The organism is Anaeropeptidivorans aminofermentans, from assembly GCF_940670685.1.
GTDB classification, from domain to species: Bacteria; Bacillota; Clostridia; order Lachnospirales; family UBA5962; genus Anaeropeptidivorans; species Anaeropeptidivorans aminofermentans.
On record NZ_OW711693.1, the window covers coordinates 913032 to 936426 of the forward strand.

A 23395-nucleotide genomic window follows, 5' to 3' on the forward strand; every position below is an offset into this window, starting at 1 on the left:
TAAAAAGATGATAAAATTCAATATATAATTACTGGTTTCAGTAAAGAATGAATAGTTCAGGAGCAGTTCAATGACTGATGATTTGAAATTTACTCATCTCCACGTACATACGGAATATAGCCTTTTAGACGGCTCTGCCAAAATCGGAGGCCTCATAAAAAGGGCCAAGGAGCTTGGCATGGACAGCCTTGCCATAACCGACCACGGTGTTATGTACGGGGTAATTGATTTTTATAAAAAAGCGAAAGAAGAGGGCATAAAGCCAATTATCGGCTGTGAAGTCTATGTTGCCAATACTTCAAGGTTCGATAAAGCGCCGTCAAGAGATAATTTTTATTATCATCTTGTTCTTCTTGCGGAAAACGATGAAGGCTACCATAATTTAATTAAGCTTGTAAGCTATGGCTTTCTTGACGGCTTTTACTATAAGCCGAGAGTAGACATTGAGCTTTTAAAAAAATATCATAAGGGCATCATTGCCCTTAGTGCCTGTCTGTCGGGGCCTGTGCCCTATCATATTCTCAATTCCTCTTATGAGAAAGCAAGAGACGTTGCTCTTTTATATAAGGAAATTTTCGGTGAAGGAAATTTCTTTCTTGAAATGCAGGACCATGGGATTTCTGAACAAAAACATGTAAATAAGCAGATTGTGGCCATAAGCAAAGAAACGGGCATTCCGCTTGTGGCTACAAACGACTCTCATTATATATATAAAGAAGACGCGGAATCCCATGATATTCTCCTTTGTGTTCAGACCCTTAAAACTGTAGACGATGAAGACAGAATGCGTTATGAAGGCAGCGAATTTTATTTAAAAAGCCCTGAGGAAATGTATGCTCTTTTTCCTGAACATAAAGAAGCCCTCAGAAATACTTATGAAATAAGTAAACGCTGTAATGTGGAGTTCGAGTTCCATAATTACAAGCTTCCGAAATTTGAGCTTCCGGAAGGAGAAGACGACGCTTTTGCATTCCTTCAGAAGCTATGCAGACAGGGTCTTTGCGAGCGCTACGGAGAAAACCCCGACGAAGCCCTTTGGGACAGGCTTAATTATGAGCTTGGTGTAATCAATTCCATGGGCTTTAATGATTATTTTCTTATAACATGGGATTTTATCCGGTTTGCCAGAGAAAAAAATATCATTGTCGGTCCGGGAAGAGGCTCGGGAGCAGGGAGTATTGTCGCCTACAGCCTTAAAATAACCAATATAGACCCGATTAAATATAATCTGATATTTGAAAGGTTTTTGAACCCTGAAAGAGTTTCCATGCCGGATTTCGATATTGATTTCTGCTATGAAAGAAGGCAGGAAGTCATCGATTACGTTATAGAAAAATACGGGGCAGACCACGTGGCCCAAATTATTACCTTCGGAACCATGGCCGCAAGAAACGCCATAAGAGACGTGGGCAGAGCCCTTGCCTACGGATACGGCGAGGTCGACAGAATCGCCAAAATGATCCCCTTTGCCGTAGGAATGACCATAGAAAAGGCCCTTGAAATGAATCCCGAGCTTAAAAAGGCCTATCTTGAAGAAGATGATACAAAATATCTTATTGATATGTCTATGAAGCTTGAAGGCCTGCCAAGGCATGCTTCCACCCATGCGGCGGGGGTTGTTATCAGTAATTTACCCGTGATGGAATACGTGCCTTTAAATTTAAACGACGGCGTCGTCACCACTCAGTTTCCCATGACCACCTTGGAGGAGCTGGGGCTTCTTAAGATGGATTTTCTGGGGCTCAGGACATTGACCATTATGCAGCATGCGGTATTTCAGATTAAAAAAAGCTTCGGCATCGATATTGATATTGATAGTCTGGATTTTGCCGATCCCAAGGTCTATAATATGATTTCCCAGGGGAAAACAGAAGGGGTTTTCCAGCTTGAAAGTTCCGGCATGAAAAGCTTTATGAAGGAACTGAAACCGCAGTGCTTTGACGATATTATTGCGGGGATTTCTCTTTACAGGCCCGGCCCTATGGACTTTATCCCTAAATATATCGCAGGGAAAAATTCAGGAAAAGAAGTAAAATATCTTACGCCGAAGCTTAAGCCAATTTTAGAGACGACCTATGGCTGTATCGTTTATCAGGAACAGGTTATGCAGATTGTTCGGGACCTTGGAGGCTATTCCCTCGGCAGAAGCGACCTTGTAAGAAGGGCCATGAGTAAGAAAAAGGCCGACGTTATGGAAGAAGAAAGAAAGAACTTCATCTACGGTCTTGGAGACGATGTGCCCGGCTGTATTAAAAACGGCATACCCAAAGAAACTGCCGAGGCCATATTTGAAGAAATGACGGATTTCGCCAAATATGCCTTTAGCAAAAGCCATGCGGCGGCCTACGCCGTCATCGGTTATCAGACGGCTTGGCTTAAATACTATTATCCTGTTCAGTTTATGGCGGCTTTAATGAGTTCCGTAATGGATTCTTCTTCAAAAATTGCCGAATATATAGACGAATGCAAGAAAATAAATATAAAGCTTCTTCCGCCGGATATCAACAAAGGCTACGGTACATTCAGCGTAGAAGGCAGTTCTATCCGGTTCGGCCTTGCGGCAATTAAAAACGTCGGAAGAAATGTGATTTCAAGCATCGTAAAAGATAGGGAAGAAAAGGGAGAATATACAAGCCTTACGGAGTTTATTAACCGTATGAGCCAAGGAGATATTAATAAAAGATGCCTTGAAAGCCTGATAAAGGCAGGAGCATTTGATTCCTTTGGCGGCAGGCGCTCCCAATACCTTGAAGTTTACCAGCAGATATTAAACGGCATAGGCCAGAACAAAAAGAAGAATATAGAAGGGCAAATCAGTCTTTTTGAGCTTAGTTCCGACGATATGGAAGAAGTTTATAAGGATAATCTTCCTGATTTACCGGAATTCAGAGAGGCCGATATGCTGGATATGGAAAAGGAAGTTCTGGGCATATACGTAAGCGGCCACCCTCTTTCGGGATATACGGAGATTCTGGACCAATACGTGAATTCCTACAGCAGGGATTTTATAAATAACGAAGAAGAGGAAGAGGGGAAAATAACTGCCGGCGTATATGACGGCAAGGAACTGATTGTGGGCGGCATCATAGCGGATAAATCTGTTATTTACACTAAAAACAATAAGCCCATGGCCTTTTTAACCCTTGAAGATATTTACGGAACCGTTGAAATCATTGTTTTTACAAATATCTATGAAAAGCTTTTAAGCAGGCTTTCAGAAGATAAGGTTATCGTCGTGTGGGGAAGAGCAACCGTAAGAGAAGGAGAAAACGCCAAGGTCATTGCCAACGAAATAAGATTTGTTGAAGATTTAGGAAGACCTGCCATAGAATATAAAAGTCTTTGGCTTAAAATCCCAAGGGAAAGCAGCCTTGCAGATTCACAGATAATCAATGTATTAAAAATGCATAAAGGCAGCATTCCTGTTTATATATTTAAAGAGAAAGACAGACAAAAAATGCGGCTGAATTCCTCCTTTTGGGTAAATCCTGAAAAAGGGCTTATAAAAGATTTGGAAGGAATTTTGCCATCTGACTGCATCGTTTTAAAGGAGGAAGCTTAATGGGAGATGTAAAGAGAATCGGTGTTCTTACAAGCGGCGGAGACGCGCCGGGAATGAATGCTGCCATCAGAGGCGTAGTCCGTACGGCTCTTAACAGAGGCCTTTCTGTTGTAGGCATAAAGAGAGGGTATGAAGGCCTTCTTGCCTGTGATATTTCAGAGCTTAACGGAAAATCTGTATCGGATATTATACATAGGGGAGGGACCAGCCTTTTAACCGCCAGATGCCCTGAAATGCTTGAAAAAAAATATCAGGAAAAAGCTGCGGACATATGCCGTATCATGAAAATAGACGCCCTTATAACCATAGGCGGGGACGGCACCTTTAGAGGGGCGGCGGCCCTTTCAGAGCTTGGCGTAAATGTGATGGGTATCCCCGCCACAATAGATTTGGACTTGGCTTATACAGATTATACAATTGGTTTCGATACGGCAGTCAATACGGCTATGGAAGCAATCAATAAAATAAGAGACACCTCAAGCTCCCATGAAAGATGCTCCGTGGTTGAGGTTATGGGAAGAAGATGCGGCAATATTGCCTTATGGTGTTCTATAACCGGCGGAGCGGAAGCCGTGATTATACCGGAGCACCCTGTTTCAACAGAAGACGTTATAAAAGAAATTATCCAAAACAGGGCTAAAGGAAAAAGTCATAATCTCATTGTAGTAGCCGAAGGCAGAGGAGGAAGTGAAGCCCTTGCAAAGGAAATAGAAAAGGTTACGGGCATAGTGACCAGAGCTACAATCCTCGGCTATCTTCAAAGAGGGGGAAGCCCATCGGCCCGTGATAGAATGGAAGGCTCATTAATGGGCTATAATTGTGTAGAAGCCATTATGAATGGGGAAAGAAACAGAGCAATGGGCGTAATAAACGGTGCCCGTATCAGCATGGATATAAAAGAAGCATTAAGCTGCACAAAAGAATATAACGATACATTATACAATGTCATAAAAGTACTGTCTGTTTAGGAGAGATCATATGAAACGAACGAAGATTTTGGCAACATTAGGCCCGTCAACAGCAAGTTATGAAATCATAAAAGAGCTTATTAAAGAAGGAATCAACGGGGCCAGGCTTAATTTCTCCCACGGGGATTATGAAAGCCACGGCAAAATGATCGATATGCTTAAGGCGGCAAGGGAAGAGCTTGACGAGCCGGTTGCTCTTGTTTTAGACACAAAGGGACCGGAAATAAGGCTTAAGTCATTTAAAGAAGGAACGGCCTTTCTTGAAAAGGGTTCAGAATTTGTATTAACCACCGACGATATAGAAGGGGACGAAAAAAGAGCCTCTGTAACTTATAAAGACCTTCCAAAGGATATGGGGCCGGGAGGAAAAATACTCCTTGATGACGGCCTGATAGAGCTTAAGGTAAAGGAAGTAAAGGGCAATAACATTATATGTACCGTTGTAAACGGGGGCCTTATTAAAAATAATAAAGGCATCAATATCCCGGATGTTCACACAAGCCTTCCTTCTCTTACCCAGAAGGATGTAGACGATATTGTATTCGGCATTGAAAAGGGCGTGGACTTTATCGCCGCTTCTTTTATAAGATCAGCCGCCGATATAAGGAATATAAGAAGGGTGCTGGATAAAAACGGCGGAGAAAAAGTAAAAATCATAGCCAAAATAGAAAACAGAGAAGGCGTAATGAATTTCGACTCTATTCTTGACGAGACCGACGGCATTATGGTTGCCAGAGGAGATATGGGGGTTGAAATAAATCCCGAAGAGGTTCCCATTATTCAAAAGGAGCTTATAAGAAAATGCAATCTGAAAGGCAAGCTCGTAATAACCGCAACACAGATGCTTGAATCTATGATAAATAATCCAAGGCCCACAAGAGCAGAAGCAAATGACGTTGCAAACGCCATATTTGACGGAACTGATTGTATCATGCTTTCGGGAGAAACGGCGGGAGGCAAATATCCTGTGGAAGCCGTAAAAATGATGGCCCGTATTGCCTGCGCCACGGAAAATGCCGTAGATTATTATAAAAAATCAGGAAGCCATACCCATATGGAGCCTAAAACAAGCACTACAGATTCCATTGCATACGCTTCCTGTACAATTGCGGCAGATATAAAGGCGTCCTGCATCGTGGCCGTAAGCCGCTCCGGCTTCACCCCAAGGATGGTATCACGCTTTAAGCCGGAATGCCTTATTGTTGCATTTACCCATGATGAAACAGTATGCAGACAGTTAAACTTAAGTTGGGGTATAAAACCGTTCTACTATGAAAGCGTTGGTATGGTTGAGGAAACCGGAAAGCTTACACTTAAAATAGTAGAAGAAAAACAGCTTGTAAAAAGCGGAGATGCAGTGGTAATGGTTGCAGGTTTCCCTATAGGAATTGTGGGAACCACGAATACCATTAAGGTTTTAACCGTAGGCGACGTACTCTTAAGAGGCAAATCTACGATGGATATTAATGTAACCGGCAGATGTTGTGTGATAAGAACTGTGGAAGATGCAAAAAATAATTTTAAAAAAGGCGATATTATCATTGCCCAGAATGTAAATCATGAAATTATGCCCTATATAAGAAAGGCTTCCGCCCTCATTATCGGAAGAGCAGGAGACGACGATTACGATATGGCGATAACCGCAGGTCAGGCCCTTGAAATCCCTGTTGTTATCTGCAAAGAAGAGGTTGTAGGCAGGATACAGAATGCCGCCATGATAACAATTGACAGTAAAAGCGGCATAATATATAATGGTGTGAGGGAATTATAATTCCATTAGTTTTGATTATGATGAAACGGCGCGAACTTAGAGAACGGGGTAATTATGTTTCAAAGATGCCCTGTGAACTCAGTAAGCGGCGGTTTGGATTTGTGAAGCAAATCCAAGTTTTATCAGTTCAAATAAATAATTAGCGAGGAGGTTTTTCATGGATAAATATGTATGCGTAGTATGCGGATATGTTTATGATCCGGAGGTAGGCGATCCTGACAGCGGGATAGCTCCGGGAACAGCTTTCGAGGATATACCTGATGATTGGGTTTGCCCCCTTTGCGGTGTAAGCAAAGACGATTTTGAAAAACAATAGGATACCCTGTCATAGTAAATTTCTTGCAAAGAAGGAATAAAACCTATTTGTTATAGACTCACAAAATATACAGTTTTATTCCTGTTGAACTCTAAATTTACTAAATATGGGTATCATAAGCAAAAAGGCGAATAACTTTAGTTATTCGCCTTTTTATATATAAAGAGAAAGCAAATTGAGAATGCTGGGATTTCAGATGAATCCGGGCATACTCGAATTAAAGTAAAACAGTAGCGTTGTAAATTTGCTTTTCCTAGACTGTATGCCTTCTTGGAGTCCGTTACTTACTGCGGAAGAAAAGCAAATTACTATATCGCTTCTATTATAAGTAAAATAATTTATTACTAGCTTAAAGCTATTTTACTATATTTATTCGTTTCCCTTCGTCTGCAAATGATGCATATTTCCGTATCTTTTTACTATTTTTCCGAACTCATCTTCATCGTAGAAGGGGCATTTATTCTGGCCGAAGTATTTTGCAACCTCCACTGCAAATCTGCCGCAGCATTCCAAATCGGAAAAATGAGTCGCTCCCGTTGCGCAGCCGGCAACAGCTGTTTCAGTGGTTATGGCTACACCCACAACAGGGGCATTGGTTGCCGTGGCGGGCTGGAGAATGCTGTTTAAATGGTAAAGCTCGTTTCCGTAAGGGGTAATATCCTGCATGGTAATAGGAAATACATAGGGAAGCTTTCCGGTAACGGTCTGCATAATTTCGAGAAGGTCATTGCTTATTTTTAAAATATAGCCTTCCTTAACGGTAGGAGATATGGCAAAGCCTCTGGTATTGATTACTCTGTTTCCCTTTGTTGTGTCTATGGAAAGGATTGCATCAAGGTCTCCGCTTACTTCTTCGGCGTTAACCGTTGCCATATCTACAGGAGAACCCATAAAAGGCACAGGCTCATGAGGCGATGTAGGTGCATTGGGGCATATATGGGTATGGATTACTACGTCTCCAAAGAGAAAATCGCCTTTGTTTTGCATATCAATAAGCTTTAAGGCGGTGGCAAGAGATACTAAAGCGCCGTCTCCGTCTGAAACAAAGCCGATCATTTCAGGTCTTGCACCTAATCCCCCAAGCCTTCCTAAAATACCGAGCGTAGGTGCGTTTCCGCCGTTGGATTTTCCGTTTTTACCGGCTATTTTTATTTTTATAAAATCGGTAGAGCCTTTTTCACCTGTAAATTTCTTTACTGTAACATCTTTTGCGCCGTAGTTTTCAAAGAATTCCTTGACCATTGCACCGCTGGCGTCTGCTCTGTCAAGTAAGTCGTAAACTTCCATGATTTGTTTGATTAACATGAGTAAATCTCCTTTGCTTTAGTTTATGTAGCATACCTATAGCAAAACAATAAATCAGCGTAACAAAAACCGTATATTTTGAATGGCTTAAAATAGTGATTTTATATTTTAAGCCGTTTATAAAAAATAGGTTTTTATTACTGCCTTAATCTTGTTTTGCTGTAATTAAAAAATCTCTCCCAAAAGCCTTGCAAGAACAGAACGAGCAGTCATAACCGGGATATTTGTCATTTCCTTAAGGGTATTTTGCATTTCAAGGTTATAGCCTATACAGTCCAATACAATAAGGTCACAGCTTTCTTTAGGGATTTGCTTTCCTGCGTTTATGATGCCTTCCATACCCTTATAGGGGTTTGCGGCTATGGTTTTTACATTATCGATATGCTTCCATTTGTTTTTGGAATATTCCATCTGCTTTTCATCAGGGGTAAACACTGTAAGGCCCTTATGGAAAACGAAAGGGGTTGCAGCGGACCTAAGAACCTCCGACGGGAATATAATAGGAACATTTGATTGAAATTTCCATGGGAAATCGCCTGTGCATATGAATGCAATAAGGTCGGCACCCTCCTCTTCCAGCTTGTAAATACAGTCTTGAAGCCTGTCTTTAATATACTTTTCAGCAAAGACAACCGCTGTTCCGTCTCTTAAGGTAGAGGCAAGAACAAGGTCCCCTTCTTCAGGCTTAAACTCTTCAATTTCTGCAAGGGTAAGACCGTCTAAGGCTCCGGCTTCGAGAATTTCAATATCTTTTCCTAAATGTATGGCCATTTCAGGAACAACATCTTTTCTCGGTGACTGTCCTACGGTTATGAAACCGATTTTCTTAAGCATTGCAAACCTCCTTTGGCATATTCTGATACTTTTGAACTATATTTTAACCTTATCGGTATGTTTTTTCAATACAAGGCCTTAATATATTTAGGCAATCATGATTATTATTACAGAAGCGGAATAGACTGAAAATATGTGTTTTATACAAAGTTAACTTAAAAATGATACAAGCCGAGCTTATAACTAGAGTAAATTTCATATAAAGAAGCAGCAAAAGCCTATTCCCATCAGGCCCCAAAACACGGATTTCCTTCGGAAACATAATGAAATTGCCTTTATACCATAATAGGCCATAAGGCTTTTAATATATAAATCAAATAAAGGCAGTTTCACAAAGGCGATTTACTATATTTCTTTTAAAGCGCATTTTTGAGCCTGTGTGAATATACGGTTTTGCTGATGTTTAACTTTAAATTTACTATACAATCTCTGTTCGCTATAACTTAAAAAAGCAGCTTTTTATGGATAGATGAAGGGCAAGCCTATGAAGCTATGAACAAATTTTTAACACCGCAGAGGTTAATTATTTTGGCAGAATTTACTTCCGCAAGAATACAAAGATTTTTTGGGGATTTTGAAAACCTTCCTATAAAAATACGTCGAAAACCTGTTTTTGGGGAAGTGGCAAAGGCTTTTCGATCTTTATCAATGATTTTACTGTACAAAAGGGATTTTTTATTTTAAACTTTATATAACGATAAACTATATACAGGAGGGATTTAAATGGCAGAAATAAAAAACGTACTCGTATTATTTGAAATGGATGAGGACAGGCGCAAATCGCTTGAGGAGATACTGCCTTCGGCTGACTACTCTTACATGGACAGAAAAGATTTGAAAGATGAGGATCTTGAAAAAGCCGATGTTATCCTCGGAAGCCTTTCGCCGTCAAAGGTGAGAAACCTTAAAAGGCTTCAATGGATGCAGCTTTCTTCCGCAGGCTCCGATTTGTTTCAAAAAGAGGGCTTTCCGGAACAGGCTATACTTACAAACGCCACAGGCGGATATGGCCCTGCTATTTCCGAGCATATGATAGGAATGCTTTTTATGCTTGTAAGAAAACTCCATCTTTATAGGGACAATCAGAGCAATGAGCTTTGGCAGAGCGAAGGCGATGTGCTTCAAGTAGCAGGCTCTACCGCTTTAGTCATTGGAATGGGTGATATAGGAACAGAATTTGCCAAAAGAATGAAGGCAATGGGAAGCTATGTAATAGGTGTAAGAAGAAGCAATACGAAAAAATCAGAATATGCCGATGAAATTCATTTAATAGACGACCTTGATGAACTTATAAAAAGAGCGGATATCATCTCTCTTTCCGTGCCTGAAACGGAAGATACAAAGCAGATTCTTTCAAAGGAAAGAATAGGGCTTTTGAAAGAAAACGCCATAATAATAAACGTAGGCAGGGGAACGGCAATCGATACCGAGGCCCTTTGCGACGCTCTTTATGAAAACAAAATATGGGGTGCCGGCCTTGACGTTACAGACCCTGAGCCTCTTCCGGAGGGCCATAGGCTTTGGAAGGCAAAAAATCTTGTTTTAACTCCTCATGTATCCGGCGGGTATAGCTTAAAATCTACTTATAACAGAATACTGGATATTTGCATCAATAATTACAAGGCTTTTGTAAATGGAGAAGAAATGAAAAACGTAGTTGATTTTAAGAGGGGATATTAATTTCCTATCTTTCTTAGACGGGAGCTGTTAAATGGAAGAAGAGAAAATCATATCGGACTTTTACAATTCCAGAAATGAGAACGAGCGTTTTTCATCAAAGCATGGCATGGTAGAATATATTATTACCCGAAAATATATAGATAAATATCTTCATAAAGAGTGCAGGATACTTGAAGTAGGCGCCGGAACGGGAAGATATGCTCTCCACTATGCTCATTTAGGCTATGAAGTAGATGCGGTGGAGCTTGTTCAGTCAAATTTGGATATTTTAAACCGGCAGATACTTCCGACAGATAACATTAGAGCGGTTAGAGGAAACGGACTGGACCTTTCCGTATATAAAGACGATACTTTTGACAGAACTCTCGTACTCGGCCCCATGTATCATTTATTTACTTATGAGGATAAAATGAAATGCCTTAACGAAGCCCTTCGGGTAACTAAAAAAGGCGGTCTTATTTTCGTTTCCTATTGCCAGTTTGATGCGTCTATGATGCAGGCAGGCTTCATAAGAAATATGTATGATTTTTTAACCGATAATGAATTGCTGGACGAGGAGAGCTTTTTGCCTATAAGCAATCCCAAAGGCATTTTTGAACTGTACAGAAAAAAACAGATTGATGTTTTAAACGAAGGATTAAGCGTTAAGCGCTTGAACTACGTGGGTACAGATATGTTTACTTGTTATTACAAGCTTGAAATAGACAACATGGAAGATAGTCTATATGAAAAATACCTTGCATACACAATGAGTATTTGCGAAAACCAAAACCTTGTAGGGCTTTCTAACCATACACTGGACATTCTGGAAAAGATATAAGAGCCAATAGGTTCCAGAAGAAGATTTTGCAGGGGTAATTACAAGGCTTTATTTTTATTACTTATTCTAATCTATCTATCCAAATAGATGGAAGCAGAAAGGACTATTTTCTGGTTTAATGGTTTTCTAAGACAAAAAGGCTAAAGAGCCTGATTTTCAGGCTCTTTTTTCTAAAGAATAAAAAATATACTTAATAAATTTATAGTAGAATAATTAGGACAAAATGTTTGCCTCGTTTAGGTCTAAGATAATAAAGGAGAAATCTCAATGAAAAAGCGATTCTCATATATGCTTATTTTACTTATGGTAGTATTGAGGTCTGTATTATGCTATGCAGGCGATGTACCGGAGGGCCTTCTTAATACTGATTCTTCTCAGGTGTATTTTGGAGAAGTTAAAAGCATAGAAGAAAATAGTATTACGGTAATTCAAAAGAAAAATATCAAAGGGGAATTTTCTGAAAACAAGGAGTATACTTATTCTGATTATGTCTTTACGGATTCTCCAGAAGCAGGCGAGGTATATCTCTGCGGATTTTATGATGAAAATAACCCCCTCTATATATGGGAAGTAACAAGCCTTGAAACAGACAGCTTAGAGATAAAAAATACCGATGATATGTCTAAGCGGATGCAAAAATACTTAAATGAAGGAAAATTTGAGGAAAAAGAAGCGGAAAGGCTTTCAAAAACAAATATCAATAATGATGCCCAATCTCCCAGTGCAGCAGCTCCGTCGGAAATATCTGCTGCTCATGAAGTACAAAAAGATAATGAACCGGACAGGCAGTATTTTTCATTTGTTTTAATTCCGCTGGCAATTGTATTCATAGGTATATGTGCCTTTATATTCCGCAGGAAAAGAAGAAATTAATGCTTTAAATAGCTTGCAGGCAGTAACAAAAACCTATCACTATGGATTCAAAAACACAGATTTTTCGGAAACAGTACATTTCTGAACCCTCATGAATATACGGTTTTGTTGCTGTAATTAAATTATTTTACTATAAGTTGTTTAGGACTATGTTTGTTGCTATAATAGGGTTTGTATTACTATAGAAAGATAGCGGTTGGATTTAATATCCACAAAGAGGAGCAGATTAAATTTAATGTTTGAACCGTTTAATATGATGATGATTTCTTTTGTAACTGTTATTTTATTTTCTGTTATAACAACAGTTATATTTAAAATAACAAAGGAATTATCAAGCAATTCTTTAAAAACAGCAATCCTTTCACAAGCAAAGGTTTTAGAGCTTAATCGGGGCTTTGACAGGAAAGGGCCAGGTATAAGGCTATTTAACAAAAGGCCTTTTGCGAAATGCTTTGCCCTGTTTGAGCTTGAAGGCAGGGAGCTAAAGGAGTTTCTCATTCCTTCAAAAGACTATAAATATATGTCTGAAGGAGACGAGGGGAACCTGCTTTATTCTGAAAATAATTATATCAATTTCTCTAAAAAAATAAAAAGCCATATGTATAGTAAAACAACTTTAAAGTAGTAACAAAAGCCCATTTTTCATAAACGGCTTAATATATAGAACCCTGTATTTAAACCATTCAAAATATAAGGTTTTTGTTGCTGTAATTTAATTGTTTTACTATAGTCCAATAAAGGCAGAAGCGGTAAGTTAAAGTTTCCCATGTTTTTTAACTGTATTTATAGCATTTTATAGTTTAATACATACAGGCTAATAATCTTATATTGTATATAAATTTGCTTTTATTTCCCTGCAAGTAAGCAAAATAAGATTAAGGAGGTAACAAAAGCCCATTTTTCATAAACGGCTTAATATAATAGAACCCCTTTTATTAAGCCATTCAAAATATACGGTTTTTGTTGCTGTGATTAATTTGTTTTACTATATCGTAAATTTTATATAAAGAAGTAGCAAAAGCCTATTCCCACTAGGCTCAAAAACACGATTTTTCTTCGGAAACGGTACATTTTTGAGCCTGTGTGCATATACGGCTTTGCTGCTGTTTAACTTTAAATTTACTATATTTGGCGTTAGAGGGTATAAAACAAGAGCAAAGTAAATTGACAATACTGCTATTTCATATGAATTCAAGTATATATATGGGAGGTTATTTTATGAGACTTGAAATGATAAGTTGGGCAATAGCAAAGGAGTATTTTGAAAGAAAAGATATTGTTGTACTTCCTGTGGGAAGCATAGAAAACCACGGTGCTCACTTAGCTTTGGGCACAGATTATCTTGTGCCTGTGAAGCTTGTGGAAATGCTTGAAAAAAGACTGGATGTTTTATTTGCTCCTGCGCTTCCTTATGGAAATGCAGATAATCATATGAGTTTTCCCGGAACTGTTTCTTTAGGAGAAGAAGGCCTTTATCAGACAGTAAAATCCATTGTCATGAGCCTTTATAACCACGGGGCAAGAAAGGTTGTTTTCTTAAACGGGCACGGCGGAAACATTAACGCTTTATCAAGAGTAGGCATAGACCTTAACAGAAAAGGCGGTCTTTCTGCCATATTAAACTGGTGGCTTATAACACCTGCTTTAAATGAAAAATGGGCAGGGGGGCATGCAGGGGCTCATGAAGCTTCTACAGTGATGGCCATAAACGAAAATTACGTGTATTTAGATAGAGCCGAGGATACGGAGCTTATAAATTTAAGTGAAAATTTAATCTCTAATAATTTAAACGGGGTATTTTATAAAAATATCAATATTCCTGTTCCGCGGTTTACGGAAAACATTACAAAAACCGGCTGGGCAGGAAGCGACCACCCGAAAGAGGCAAATGCTCAATGGGGGCAGGATATGCTGAATGGTCTCTGTGATTTTTATGCGGATTTTATAGAGGAATTTGAAAAGATAAAACTTTAATATTATCTGGAAATTAAGACATTGCCGAATTACTTTAATAGATAGAGGGATAGAAATGTCAAAGGAATTATTGAAAAAGCTTCCTAAAATGGATCAGCTTTTATCCGATGAGAAGGTTATTTTGGAAATTAAAAAGGGTAACCGTGTCATGATGACCGACGCTCTGAGGAAATCTCTGGATTATTTCCGAAACGAGATTTTATCAGGAAACATGACCGAAGAAGTATTAAAAGAAGACATTATAGGAAAGGCATTTTCCATATTTGAAGACGATATGGAAATGAACCTTAAGCCTGTTATCAATGCCACGGGAACAATACTTCATACAAATCTCGGAAGAAGCAGGCTTTCAAAAGCCGCCTGCGAAGCCGTATATAATATAAGTTCAAGCTATTCAAACCTTGAATACGATATTGAAAAGGGCGAAAGAGGAGAACGCTACGATGCCGTTACAGATATTATTTTGAAGCTTACGGGAGCCGAAAGCGCTCTTGTAGTAAATAATAATGCTGCTGCGGTGCTTCTTATTTTATCTGCTCTTGCGAAGGATAAGGACGTTATTGTTTCAAGGGGAGAGCAGGTGGAAATAGGGGGCAAGTTCCGTGTTCCGGATATCATGGAGCAAAGCGGAAGCAGGCTTGTAGAAGTAGGAACCACCAATAAAACCCATCTTTCGGATTATGAAGATAAAATAAATGAAAATAGTGTATTGCTAAAGGTACACACAAGTAATTTTAAGCTCATAGGCTTTACGGAAGAAGTAGAGCTTAAGGAGCTTTCAAAACTTTCAAAAAAACACGGGATTCCTCTTGTATATGACCTTGGAAGCGGAGCGATGATAGATTTTGAAGCCTACGGCATTTACGGAGAGCCCTGTGTGAGAAAATCCGTGGAAGATGATCCGGATGTAATATGTTTCAGCGGAGATAAGCTTTTAGGCGGCCCCCAGGCGGGAATCATCATAGGAAGAAAAAAATATATAGACATAATGAAAAAGCATCCGCTTACAAGAGCTTTCAGAATAGATAAAATGACCCTTGCCGCACTAGAGGCAACCTTAAAAGAATATATCGACGAGAAAAATGCCATAAAAAACATTCCTATTTTATCAAGAATACTTGCAAATAAAAATGAGCTTCACGAAAGAGCAAAAAGGCTTTATGAGATTATAGCTTTAAAATCTCCGGAGCTTAATTTATCCATAGAAGAGGATAAAGGCCAAATTGGGGGAGGCTCTATGCCGGGGCTTACAATTGATACGGCAGTTATCTCCATAAACCATGCCATATTAAGCCCCAATGAAATAGAAAGGCGCTTAAGGCATTTTGAAAAGCCTATTATATGCCGTATATCGAGAGAAAGTGTTATTCTGGACCTTCTTACCATAGACGATGAGGATTTTGACTATATAGCAGATTGCATAATGAAGATGAATCAGGATGTGAAATAATGAAAAATGTTATTATGGGAACGGCCGGCCATGTGGATCACGGAAAGACAAGCCTTATAAAGGCCCTTACAGGTATTGATACGGATAGGCTTAAAGACGAGAAAAAAAGAGGAATAACCATAGAGCTTGGCTTTGCCCATCTGGATTTTGAAGGCGGCAGGAAAATAGGCATCATAGATGTTCCCGGCCATGAACGGTTTGTCAAAAATATGCTTGCCGGCTCCGGTGGAATCGATATAGCCCTTCTTGTTGTAGCGGCAAATGAAGGCGTTATGCCTCAAACAAAAGAACATATGGAAATACTCAAGCTTCTGGGCATAAAAAGCGGCATCATTACCATAACCAAAATAGACATGGCGGACCGTGACTGGATAGAGATGGTAAAAGAAGATATCAAAGAGCTTGTGAAAGGCTCTTTCCTTGAAGATGCGCCTATTTACGAAACTTCAGTATATAATAACGAAGGCCTTGAAGAGCTTAAAAAGGGTATCTTTGAATTAAGCGAAAAGGCTATAGAAAAGGATTTAAATAAAGGCTTTCGTCTTCCTGTAGACAGGGTGTTTTCTATTGACGGCTTTGGAACCGTCGTAACGGGAACTTTAATAGAGGGCATGATAAATAAGGGAGACAGCGCCGTTATTTATACACCTGAGCTGGAAACAAAGGTCAGGAATATCCAAGTACATGATATGAATGTAGATACTGCCTATACTGGCCAGCGGGTTGCCATAAATCTTTCTTCCGTTAAAAAAGAGGAGATTCAGAGAGGTTTTGTTATTGCAAAGCCTGGAAGCCTTGAAAATACTTACATGGTTGACGTTAAGCTGAATCTGCTTGCAGACACGGAAAGAACCATTAAAAATAACAGCAGAGTGCATTTTTATCACGGTTCATCGGAAGTACTTGCAAAAGTTATCCTTCTTGATAAAGAAGAAATCAAAAAAGGGGAGCAGGCTTATGCCCAGCTAAGGCTTGAAGAAGAGATTGCACTGAAATACGCAGACAGATATATCGTGAGATTTTATTCTCCTATGGAAACCATAGGAGGGGGCTTTGTTCTTAATCCCAATCCTAAAAAGCATTCAAGAAATAAAAAGGAAATAATCCAAAGCCTTGAAATTCTTGAAAAAGGAGACAGTGAAAAAAGAACGGAAGAATTTATCAAGGAAAGAAGCAAAGAATACCCCAAACTTTCTGAAATAAAAGGAAAAGCAAATCTAAGCGATGAAGAATTTTCAAATGCCGTTTCTGCTCTTATAAATAAGAAGCTTATTGTGGAGCTTCCCGAAGAAACCGTTATTTCAAAAGACCATTATGATTTTATATGGAAAAAGGCCATTGCCGCCCTTAAGGAATTTCATTCGGGAAATATGTATAAAAAGGGAATGAACCTTGAGGAATTTAAAAGCAGGGTATTTAGAGGAACCCCCGATTTATCCGCCAACGCAATAATATCAGCCCTTACGGAAAATAAAAAAATAATTCTTGCTGATGGATTAGTATCTGATGCTTCTTTTAAAGTACAGTTTGACCCTCTCCATTCAAAACTTGCAGACGAAATAGAAAAGGCCTATATGGATGCAGGCGTTTTAGTGCCGAATAAAGATGATATTTTAAACCCCATAAAAGACAGGAATAAAATAAAGATATTTGAGGCCCTTGTGGAAGCGGGAACCCTTGTAATGATAGATAAGCAAATGTTTTTTCATAAAGATGTGTATGAAAACTGTCTTAAAATAATGAAGGAACACATTGAAAAAAACGGTACAATAACGTTAGGAGAATTCAGGGATTTAATAGGAGCTTCCAGAAAATATGCCGTGGCTCTTTTAGAATACTGGGATTCTAAAAAAATAACGAAAAAGGTCGGAGACGCAAGGGTTTTAACTAAAAAGTAAAGAAAGTATAATCTTTTAGGTTTTATAATTTAATTATCGGAAATAATAATAGGAAAATATAAACATTAATGCCGAAGGTAACATAGTATAAAAAAGGATAGTTTTTCTAAAGTATATTTTTTAAATGGATAAAAGGCTTAGAATATCTTTAGTAATGGTATACTAAGCCTTTTAAAGTAAATACTTAATTAAAAAATAGTATATATGCCGATAATTTTTAGAGTACGATTTTGGTCGACTATCATACTAGCTGCGGTATACAGAACACTGTCTACAAGATGCATCACAAAATTACACTATTTTTTATATCTATGAATATTTTGCATAGTAGAAAATATAATTTGCAGGATTTTTTAATAATTTGTCATAAGAAGAAAAATTGTGAAGTTTTTGTCTAAAATTAGGAGGCTATTACTTTACAAAAAAATATAAATATGTTATTGTTACATTGCATATGAGTGCAGTTTTTCTATCAATAAAACTTATGGAAAACCCTATAGTTAAAGGTATATCTATAACTTAAACCATATAGTTCGTGTTGACAAATATAACAAAACATGATACCATTATTATATATGATATGGGGGTAGAAGGGTCGCTGGTGTGCCCTCCGGTCTTCAAAACCGGTAATAGCGGCTTATACCCGCTTAGGTGGGTTCGATTCCCACATACCTCCGCCAATTAGAGGTTAAAATTAAATATGTTTTGGATGAAAGCTATGGGAGAGACTATTTCATATAGCGCCGAAGGTTTAAGCTTATAGTTTGCCGACTATAAGTGATAATCTCAGGCAAAAGAACCATAGCGGGACAACACTCTGAAGGGTTCCAACAGAGAAGGCATCGGGTATACTTTTATATGTTTGTATACTGGGATGCTTTTTATTATGTTTTTTTACTTGAAGCATTAGCCAAAAATTTACAAATATAAAATTTTTACTGCAAAAAACTGGTTTTTGTTAAAAAACAAAGAGGCAGAACTTCCTTGTTTTGAGGCGAAAAAATGCTGATGTTTGAGTTTAAAAGACATTTTAAGTTCAAATAATACATTAAATGGCATAAATCGTATATTTGAACAATTGTTAATAATAAAAAAATAGGATATACTTATAGTGGGCTTGTAGCACAATATTTATACGGCTATTAGAATTAGGGTTTTTACCGTATAACAAGGCCTTAAGTAATAATCTGGAAGCAGGGATATAGTGGACTTTATCTGTGTTACGAATAATGAAACACTCTACAACAAGTATAAAGATGATTTTGAAATAAGATTTTATAATATCCCTTTAAGGGATATTATGGTTAAGGTAAGAGATATGGTTCATGACGGCCATAAGATACTTACCCACCCCCTATCAGGAAGTGTAAAACCCGGCGAAACTACAATAAAAAGCATATTTGTCACCAAGAAAAAAAGCGGGCTTGACCACGAAAGTCTTATTTTAATTGAAACTAGCATAGAAGTCTGCGATAAGTTTGTTAAAAGACATTTTACTTATAAGAAAAGCAGAGAGGATTTTGAGACTGTTGATTTATCGCTTGCAGAGTCGGCGCTTGTCAGCATGTCCTCTTTTTGAGTGGGATACCGGCTTCGGCCTGTATTATAAAGGGGTTTGCAAATAGGGTTAACCCTCAAATTATTATATAAGGGAGGTAAGTGTTTTGAAATTAGAATTAGGGTATATTAATATCACCGATATCCTATTTTCCGACGTTTCAAAGGTAGAGAACGGCGTTCTTCATATTAATAAAGAAGAACTTGAAAAAATCGTTCTTGAGGACGAGCACATCGCTTCAGTTTCTTTCGAAATTGCAAAGCCGGGTGAAAGCGTTCGTATTACACCTGTTAAAGACGTTCTTGAACCAAGGGTAAAGGTTTCCGGTACTGGAAGTATTTTCCCAGGAACACTTAATAAGGTAGAGACAGTTGGAAATGGTAGGACACATGTTCTTAAAGGCTGTGCAGTTGTAACTGCCGGTAAAATTGTAGGCTTCCAGGAAGGTATTATCGATATGTCCGGTGTTGGAGCCGAATACACACCTTTCTCAAAGCTTAACAATCTTGTAATGGTGATTGCACCTGTGGAAGGCTTAAAACAGCATGAGTATGAGCATGCCGTAAGAATGGCCGGCCTTAAGATTACAGCTCACGTTGGCGAGCTTGGAAGAAACGTTACGCCAGACTCTGTTGACACATTTGAAACACCAACAGTTACAGAAGGACTTAAGCTCTATCCAGAGCTTCCAAGAGTAGCTTATGTTCAGATGCTTCAGAGCCAGGGTCTTCTTCATGACACTTATGTTTACGGAGTAGACGCTAAGAGAACAATTTCCACATTAATTTATCCTACAGAAATCATGGACGGTGCCATCATAAGCGGTAACTGTGTTTCTGCATGCGATAAGAACACAACATACCATCATTTAAATAACCCAGTTGTTCAAGAATTATTTGCTGCTCACGGCAAAACTCTTAACTTTGTTGGCGTTATAATCACAAACGAGAACGTTTACCTTATGGATAAAGAGCGTTCATCAGACTGGAGCGCAAAGCTTGCTGAGTTCTTAGGACTTGACGGCGTTGTTGTAAGCCAGGAAGGTTTTGGTAACCCCGACACAGACCTTATTATGAACTGCAAGAAGATTGAAGCTAAAGGCGTTAAGACTGTTATTATAACAGATGAGTATGCAGGCCGTGACGGAAAGAGCCAGTCTCTTGCCGATGCTGACGCAGCTGCCGATGCAGTTGTTACAGGCGGAAATGCAAACGAAGTTATCGAATTAGGCCCTATGGATAAAGTTATAGGTATGCTTGATTACGTTGACAAAATTGCCGGCGGATTCGACGGAAGCCTTAAGGCTGACGGCAGCATCACTGTTGAGCTTCAGGCTATAACAGGCGCAACAAACGAACTCGGATTTAATAGATTAAGCGCTAGATAAAGAAAGGAGGTAAGCACATTGAGTAAAATAAAAGTAGTTCAATATATTAACCAGTTCTTCGCTCAGATAGGCGGAGAGGAAATGGCTCACATTAAACCAGAGCTTAGACAAGGTCCTGTTGGCCCAGGTCTTGCTTTCAATCAGGCTTTCGGCGATCAGGCTGAAGTAGCGGCAACAATCATCTGCGGTGACTCTTATTTCAACGAGAACCTTGAGACAGCTAAAAAAGAAGTTCTTGATATGGTAAAATCCCAGAATCCTGACATCTTCATAGCTGGACCAGCTTTCAATGCAGGCCGTTACGGCGTTGCTTGCGGTACAATCGCAGAAGCAGTTCAGAACGAGCTTAATATCCCTGTTTTAACAGGTATGTATATAGAAAACCCAGGCGCAGATATGTTCAAGCAGTCTGTATACGTAGTTTCTACAAAAAACAGTGCTGCAGGCATGAGAGATGCAGTTAAGGTTATGGCTCCTCTTGCACTTAAACTTGCAAAAGGTGAAGCTATCGGTTCCTCAGCAGAGGAAGGATACCTTCCTAACGGAATCAGAAAGAACTTCTTTGAAAAAGAAATCGGAGCTAAGAGAGCTGTTACTATGCTTGTTAAGAAGCTTGCAGGCAAACCTTTTACAACAGAGTATCCTATGCCTGATTTCGACAGAGTAGCACCAAACCCAGCAGTTAAGGATATTACAAAGGCTACAATCGCTCTTGTAACTTCCGGCGGTATCGTTCCAAAAGGAAACCCAGACCATATCGAATCTTCAAGTGCTTCCAAGTACGGCGAATATGATATTGACGGCGTTATGGACCTTACAGCTGAAACTTATGAAACTGCTCACGGTGGTTATGACCCTGTTTATGCAAACGAAGACTCCGACAGAGTTCTTCCTGTTGACGTTTTAAGAGAGTTTGAAAAAGAAGGCAAAATCGGTAAATTATACAAATATTTCTACACTACAACTGGTAACGGTACTTCTGTTGCCAACTCCAAAGCTTTTGCTTCTGAATTCGGCAAGAAACTGAAAGAAGACGGAGTAGACGCCGTTATTCTTACTTCCACCTGAGGCACCTGTACACGTTGCGGTGCAACGATGGTTAAAGAAGTTGAAAGAGCAGGCATTCCTGTTGTTCATATTTGTACAGTTGTTCCTATTTCCCTTACAGTTGGAGCGAACAGAATCGTTCCTGCTATAGCAATCCCTCATCCACTTGGCAACCCTGCCTTAACTATGGAAGAGGAAAAAGATATCAGAAGAAAAATGCTTACAAAAGCATTAAATGCATTAACCACAGAGGTTGATGACCAGACAGTATTTGAATAACAAATACTAAGCCCGGGGAGCCTCAGGGCTTCCCCGGGAATTATAGAAGCTTAAAAGGATAAGCTCTGTGGAAATGTCGGCGCTGCATTTGCAGGTCGGTACAAAAAAATTTTAAGACAATTAGGAGGTTAATATGAGTAAAGTTTATGATCTTATTATTCTCGGAGCAGGACCTGCAGGCTTATCAGCAGGTTTATATGCAGGAAGAAGCCGTATTTCTACACTTATAATTGAAAAAAGCAAGGACGGCGGACAGATAGCCATTACCGATGAAATCGAAAACTATCCAGGCTCTCTTCCGGAAGAGACCGGCCCTTCCTTAATTAAGAGAATGACAGACCAAGCTGCAAAATTCGGCGTAGAAAGATGCGCAGACACAATTACAGAAGTTGATTTCACAGGTGAAATCAAAAAAATCACAGGAACAAAAGGCGAATATCTTGCAAAGAGTATTATTATTGCTACAGGTGCTAACCCAAGACCTATGGGCTGCCCAGGAGAAAAAGAATACGTTGGTAAAGGCGTATCCTACTGTGCAACTTGCGACGGTGCATTCTTTGAAGATATGGAAATTTACGTAGTAGGTGGCGGAGACTCTGCTGTTGAAGAGGCTATGTACTTAACTAGATTCGGAAGAAAAGTTACTATTATCCACAGACGTGACCAGTTAAGAGCTGCTAAGAGCATTCAGGAAAAAGCATTTAAAAACCCCAAAATGGATTTCATGTGGGATAGCGTTGTTACCGAAGTTAAAGGTGAAGACGGCGTTATGACAAGCATGATCGTTGAAAACGTTAAAACCGGAGAAAAAACAGAGATTTTTGCAGACGAAGAAGACGGTATTTTCGGATTATTCGTATTCGTAGGCTTCTTACCTACAACTCAGCTTTTCGAGGGCAAGGTGGCTATGGAAAACGGCTATATTATTGGCGACGAAAACATGCATACAAACGTTCCGGGCGTATTCGTAGCAGGTGACTGCCGCGTTAAGAGCTTAAGACAGGTTGTTACAGCTGCTGCCGACGGAGCTATTGCCGCTACTCAGGTAGAAAAATATCTTGAGCATCTTGAAGGCTAAGCAAAACTGAAATTTTTACAATATTTACTTTGAATAAGGGGCCGTTTTACGGCTATAACATAAATAATAGCTATGGTAAATTTAAATTAAGCGGTAACAAATCGTATATTTTGAACGGATTCAATATAGGGCTTTTATCTATTTAGGTCTTTTATGAAAATAGTTTTTTGTTGCTTCCCTAAGTGAAGTTTACTTTATACTGCAAATGCAGATTTTAATTTTAAGTAAAATGATAATATAAGGAGGATTTAAAATGTTAGAAGTTGATAAGTCAACCTTTGAAACAGAGGTTTTAGGTGCAGAAGGTAAAGTTTTCGTTGATTTCTTTGGTGACGGCTGCGAGCCATGTAAAGCTCTTATGCCTTTCGTACACGAATTAGCAGACAAATACGGCGACAAAATAAAGTTTTGCAGCCTTAACACAACAAAAGCAAGAAGACTTGCTATAGGACAAAAGGTTCTCGGCCTTCCCGTTATGGCTATTTATGAAAACGGCGCTAAAGTTGAAGAGCTTATTAAAGAAGACTGTACAGAAGAAGCCATTGAGGCTCTTGTACAGAAACACATCTAGTTTCAGCAACAGGTTATTTTACGC

At 39.0% G+C, this 23395-nt stretch carries 18 protein-coding genes, 1 tRNA gene and 1 riboswitch; of the genes, 17 read left to right on the top strand and 2 right to left on the bottom strand.

Annotation, left to right across the window (positions count from 1 at the left end; translation table 11 throughout):
- The first annotated feature begins 70 nt into the window (after nucleotides 1-70).
- From NBX03_RS03725 to rd, 4 genes are all read left to right on the top strand, one after another.
- On the top strand, nucleotides 71-3562 hold the full coding sequence (locus tag NBX03_RS03725; protein ID WP_250229432.1) for a DNA polymerase III subunit alpha: 3492 nt from the start codon (nucleotides 71-73) through the stop codon (nucleotides 3560-3562).
- Nucleotides 3562-4530: an ATP-dependent 6-phosphofructokinase gene (locus NBX03_RS03730; RefSeq protein ID WP_250229433.1), complete on the top strand. Its 969-nt coding sequence runs from the start codon at nucleotides 3562-3564 to the stop codon at nucleotides 4528-4530. Before NBX03_RS03725 ends, NBX03_RS03730 begins: the two co-directional genes overlap by 1 nt.
- A 10-nt stretch (nucleotides 4531-4540) precedes the next feature.
- Nucleotides 4541-6301 carry a pyruvate kinase gene (pyk, locus tag NBX03_RS03735; protein WP_250229434.1) on the top strand — a complete coding sequence of 587 codons (1761 nt, stop codon included), beginning with the start codon at nucleotides 4541-4543 and terminating at the stop codon, nucleotides 6299-6301.
- 157 nt (nucleotides 6302-6458) lie between these two features.
- Nucleotides 6459-6617, top strand: a complete 159-nt coding sequence (gene rd, locus NBX03_RS03740; protein WP_250229435.1) for a rubredoxin — start codon at nucleotides 6459-6461, stop codon at nucleotides 6615-6617.
- 369 nt (nucleotides 6618-6986) lie between these two features.
- Here the strand turns inward: rd and NBX03_RS03745 are convergent, their stop codons facing one another.
- Together NBX03_RS03745 and NBX03_RS03750 are read right to left on the bottom strand one after the other, a co-directional pair.
- Entirely contained in the window at nucleotides 6987-7922 is a 936-nt protein-coding gene (locus tag NBX03_RS03745) for a DUF1177 domain-containing protein (RefSeq protein WP_250229436.1), read from the bottom strand.
- Nucleotides 7923-8087: 165 nt separating this feature from the next.
- A complete protein-coding gene (locus NBX03_RS03750; protein WP_250229437.1) occupies nucleotides 8088-8756 on the bottom strand; it encodes an AroM family protein in 669 nt (222 codons plus the stop codon).
- A 1038-nt stretch (nucleotides 8757-9794) separates the two neighbouring features.
- Here NBX03_RS03750 and NBX03_RS03755 point away from each other — a divergent pair.
- The 13 genes from NBX03_RS03755 to trxA all read left to right on the top strand — a co-directional run bounded on the left by NBX03_RS03755 (nucleotide 9795) and on the right by trxA (nucleotide 23371).
- Entirely contained in the window at nucleotides 9795-10436 is a 642-nt protein-coding gene (locus NBX03_RS03755; protein WP_408628554.1) for a D-2-hydroxyacid dehydrogenase, read from the top strand.
- A 31-nt stretch (nucleotides 10437-10467) separates the two neighbouring features.
- The gene (locus NBX03_RS03760; protein WP_250229439.1) at nucleotides 10468-11256 is read left to right on the top strand and encodes a class I SAM-dependent methyltransferase; all 789 of its coding nucleotides are present in this window, start codon (nucleotides 10468-10470) and stop codon (nucleotides 11254-11256) included.
- Between the two features lie 267 nt (nucleotides 11257-11523).
- Nucleotides 11524-12129: a hypothetical protein gene (locus NBX03_RS03765; protein WP_250229440.1), complete on the top strand. Its 606-nt coding sequence runs from the start codon at nucleotides 11524-11526 to the stop codon at nucleotides 12127-12129.
- A gap of 235 nt (nucleotides 12130-12364) precedes the next feature.
- Nucleotides 12365-12754 carry a DUF2500 domain-containing protein gene (locus NBX03_RS03770; RefSeq protein WP_250229441.1) on the top strand — a complete coding sequence of 130 codons (390 nt, stop codon included), beginning with the start codon at nucleotides 12365-12367 and terminating at the stop codon, nucleotides 12752-12754.
- Between the two features lie 593 nt (nucleotides 12755-13347).
- The gene (locus NBX03_RS03775; RefSeq protein WP_250229442.1) at nucleotides 13348-14103 is read left to right on the top strand and encodes a creatininase family protein; all 756 of its coding nucleotides are present in this window, start codon (nucleotides 13348-13350) and stop codon (nucleotides 14101-14103) included.
- 55 nt (nucleotides 14104-14158) lie between these two features.
- Nucleotides 14159-15553, top strand: coding sequence for an L-seryl-tRNA(Sec) selenium transferase (gene selA / locus NBX03_RS03780; RefSeq protein WP_250229443.1), 1395 nt, complete (start codon nucleotides 14159-14161; stop codon nucleotides 15551-15553).
- Nucleotides 15553-17451 (top strand): selenocysteine-specific translation elongation factor, encoded by a 1899-nt coding sequence (gene selB, locus NBX03_RS03785; RefSeq protein ID WP_250229444.1) that lies wholly within the window; start codon nucleotides 15553-15555, stop codon nucleotides 17449-17451. The genes selA and selB overlap by 1 nt, the downstream gene beginning before the upstream one ends.
- 582 nt (nucleotides 17452-18033) lie before the next feature.
- Nucleotides 18034-18131, top strand: a tRNA-Sec gene (locus tag NBX03_RS03790).
- 29 nt (nucleotides 18132-18160) lie between these two features.
- Nucleotides 18161-18263: riboswitch (glycine riboswitch) on the top strand.
- A gap of 392 nt (nucleotides 18264-18655) precedes the next feature.
- On the top strand, nucleotides 18656-19030 hold the full coding sequence (locus tag NBX03_RS03795; protein ID WP_250229445.1) for a GrdX family protein: 375 nt from the start codon (nucleotides 18656-18658) through the stop codon (nucleotides 19028-19030).
- A gap of 85 nt (nucleotides 19031-19115) precedes the next feature.
- Entirely contained in the window at nucleotides 19116-20396 is a 1281-nt protein-coding gene (locus tag NBX03_RS03800; protein WP_250229446.1) for a glycine/sarcosine/betaine reductase component B subunit, read from the top strand.
- 18 nt (nucleotides 20397-20414) lie between these two features.
- On the top strand, nucleotides 20415-21722 hold the full coding sequence (gene grdB / locus NBX03_RS03805; RefSeq protein WP_250229447.1) for a glycine reductase complex selenoprotein B: 1308 nt from the start codon (nucleotides 20415-20417) through the stop codon (nucleotides 21720-21722).
- A 133-nt stretch (nucleotides 21723-21855) separates the two neighbouring features.
- The gene (trxB, locus tag NBX03_RS03810; RefSeq protein WP_250229448.1) at nucleotides 21856-22800 is read left to right on the top strand and encodes a thioredoxin-disulfide reductase; all 945 of its coding nucleotides are present in this window, start codon (nucleotides 21856-21858) and stop codon (nucleotides 22798-22800) included.
- Nucleotides 22801-23053: 253 nt separating this feature from the next.
- The gene (trxA, locus tag NBX03_RS03815) at nucleotides 23054-23371 is read left to right on the top strand and encodes a thioredoxin TrxA (protein WP_250229449.1); all 318 of its coding nucleotides are present in this window, start codon (nucleotides 23054-23056) and stop codon (nucleotides 23369-23371) included.
- Nucleotides 23372-23395: the final 24 nt, after the last annotated feature.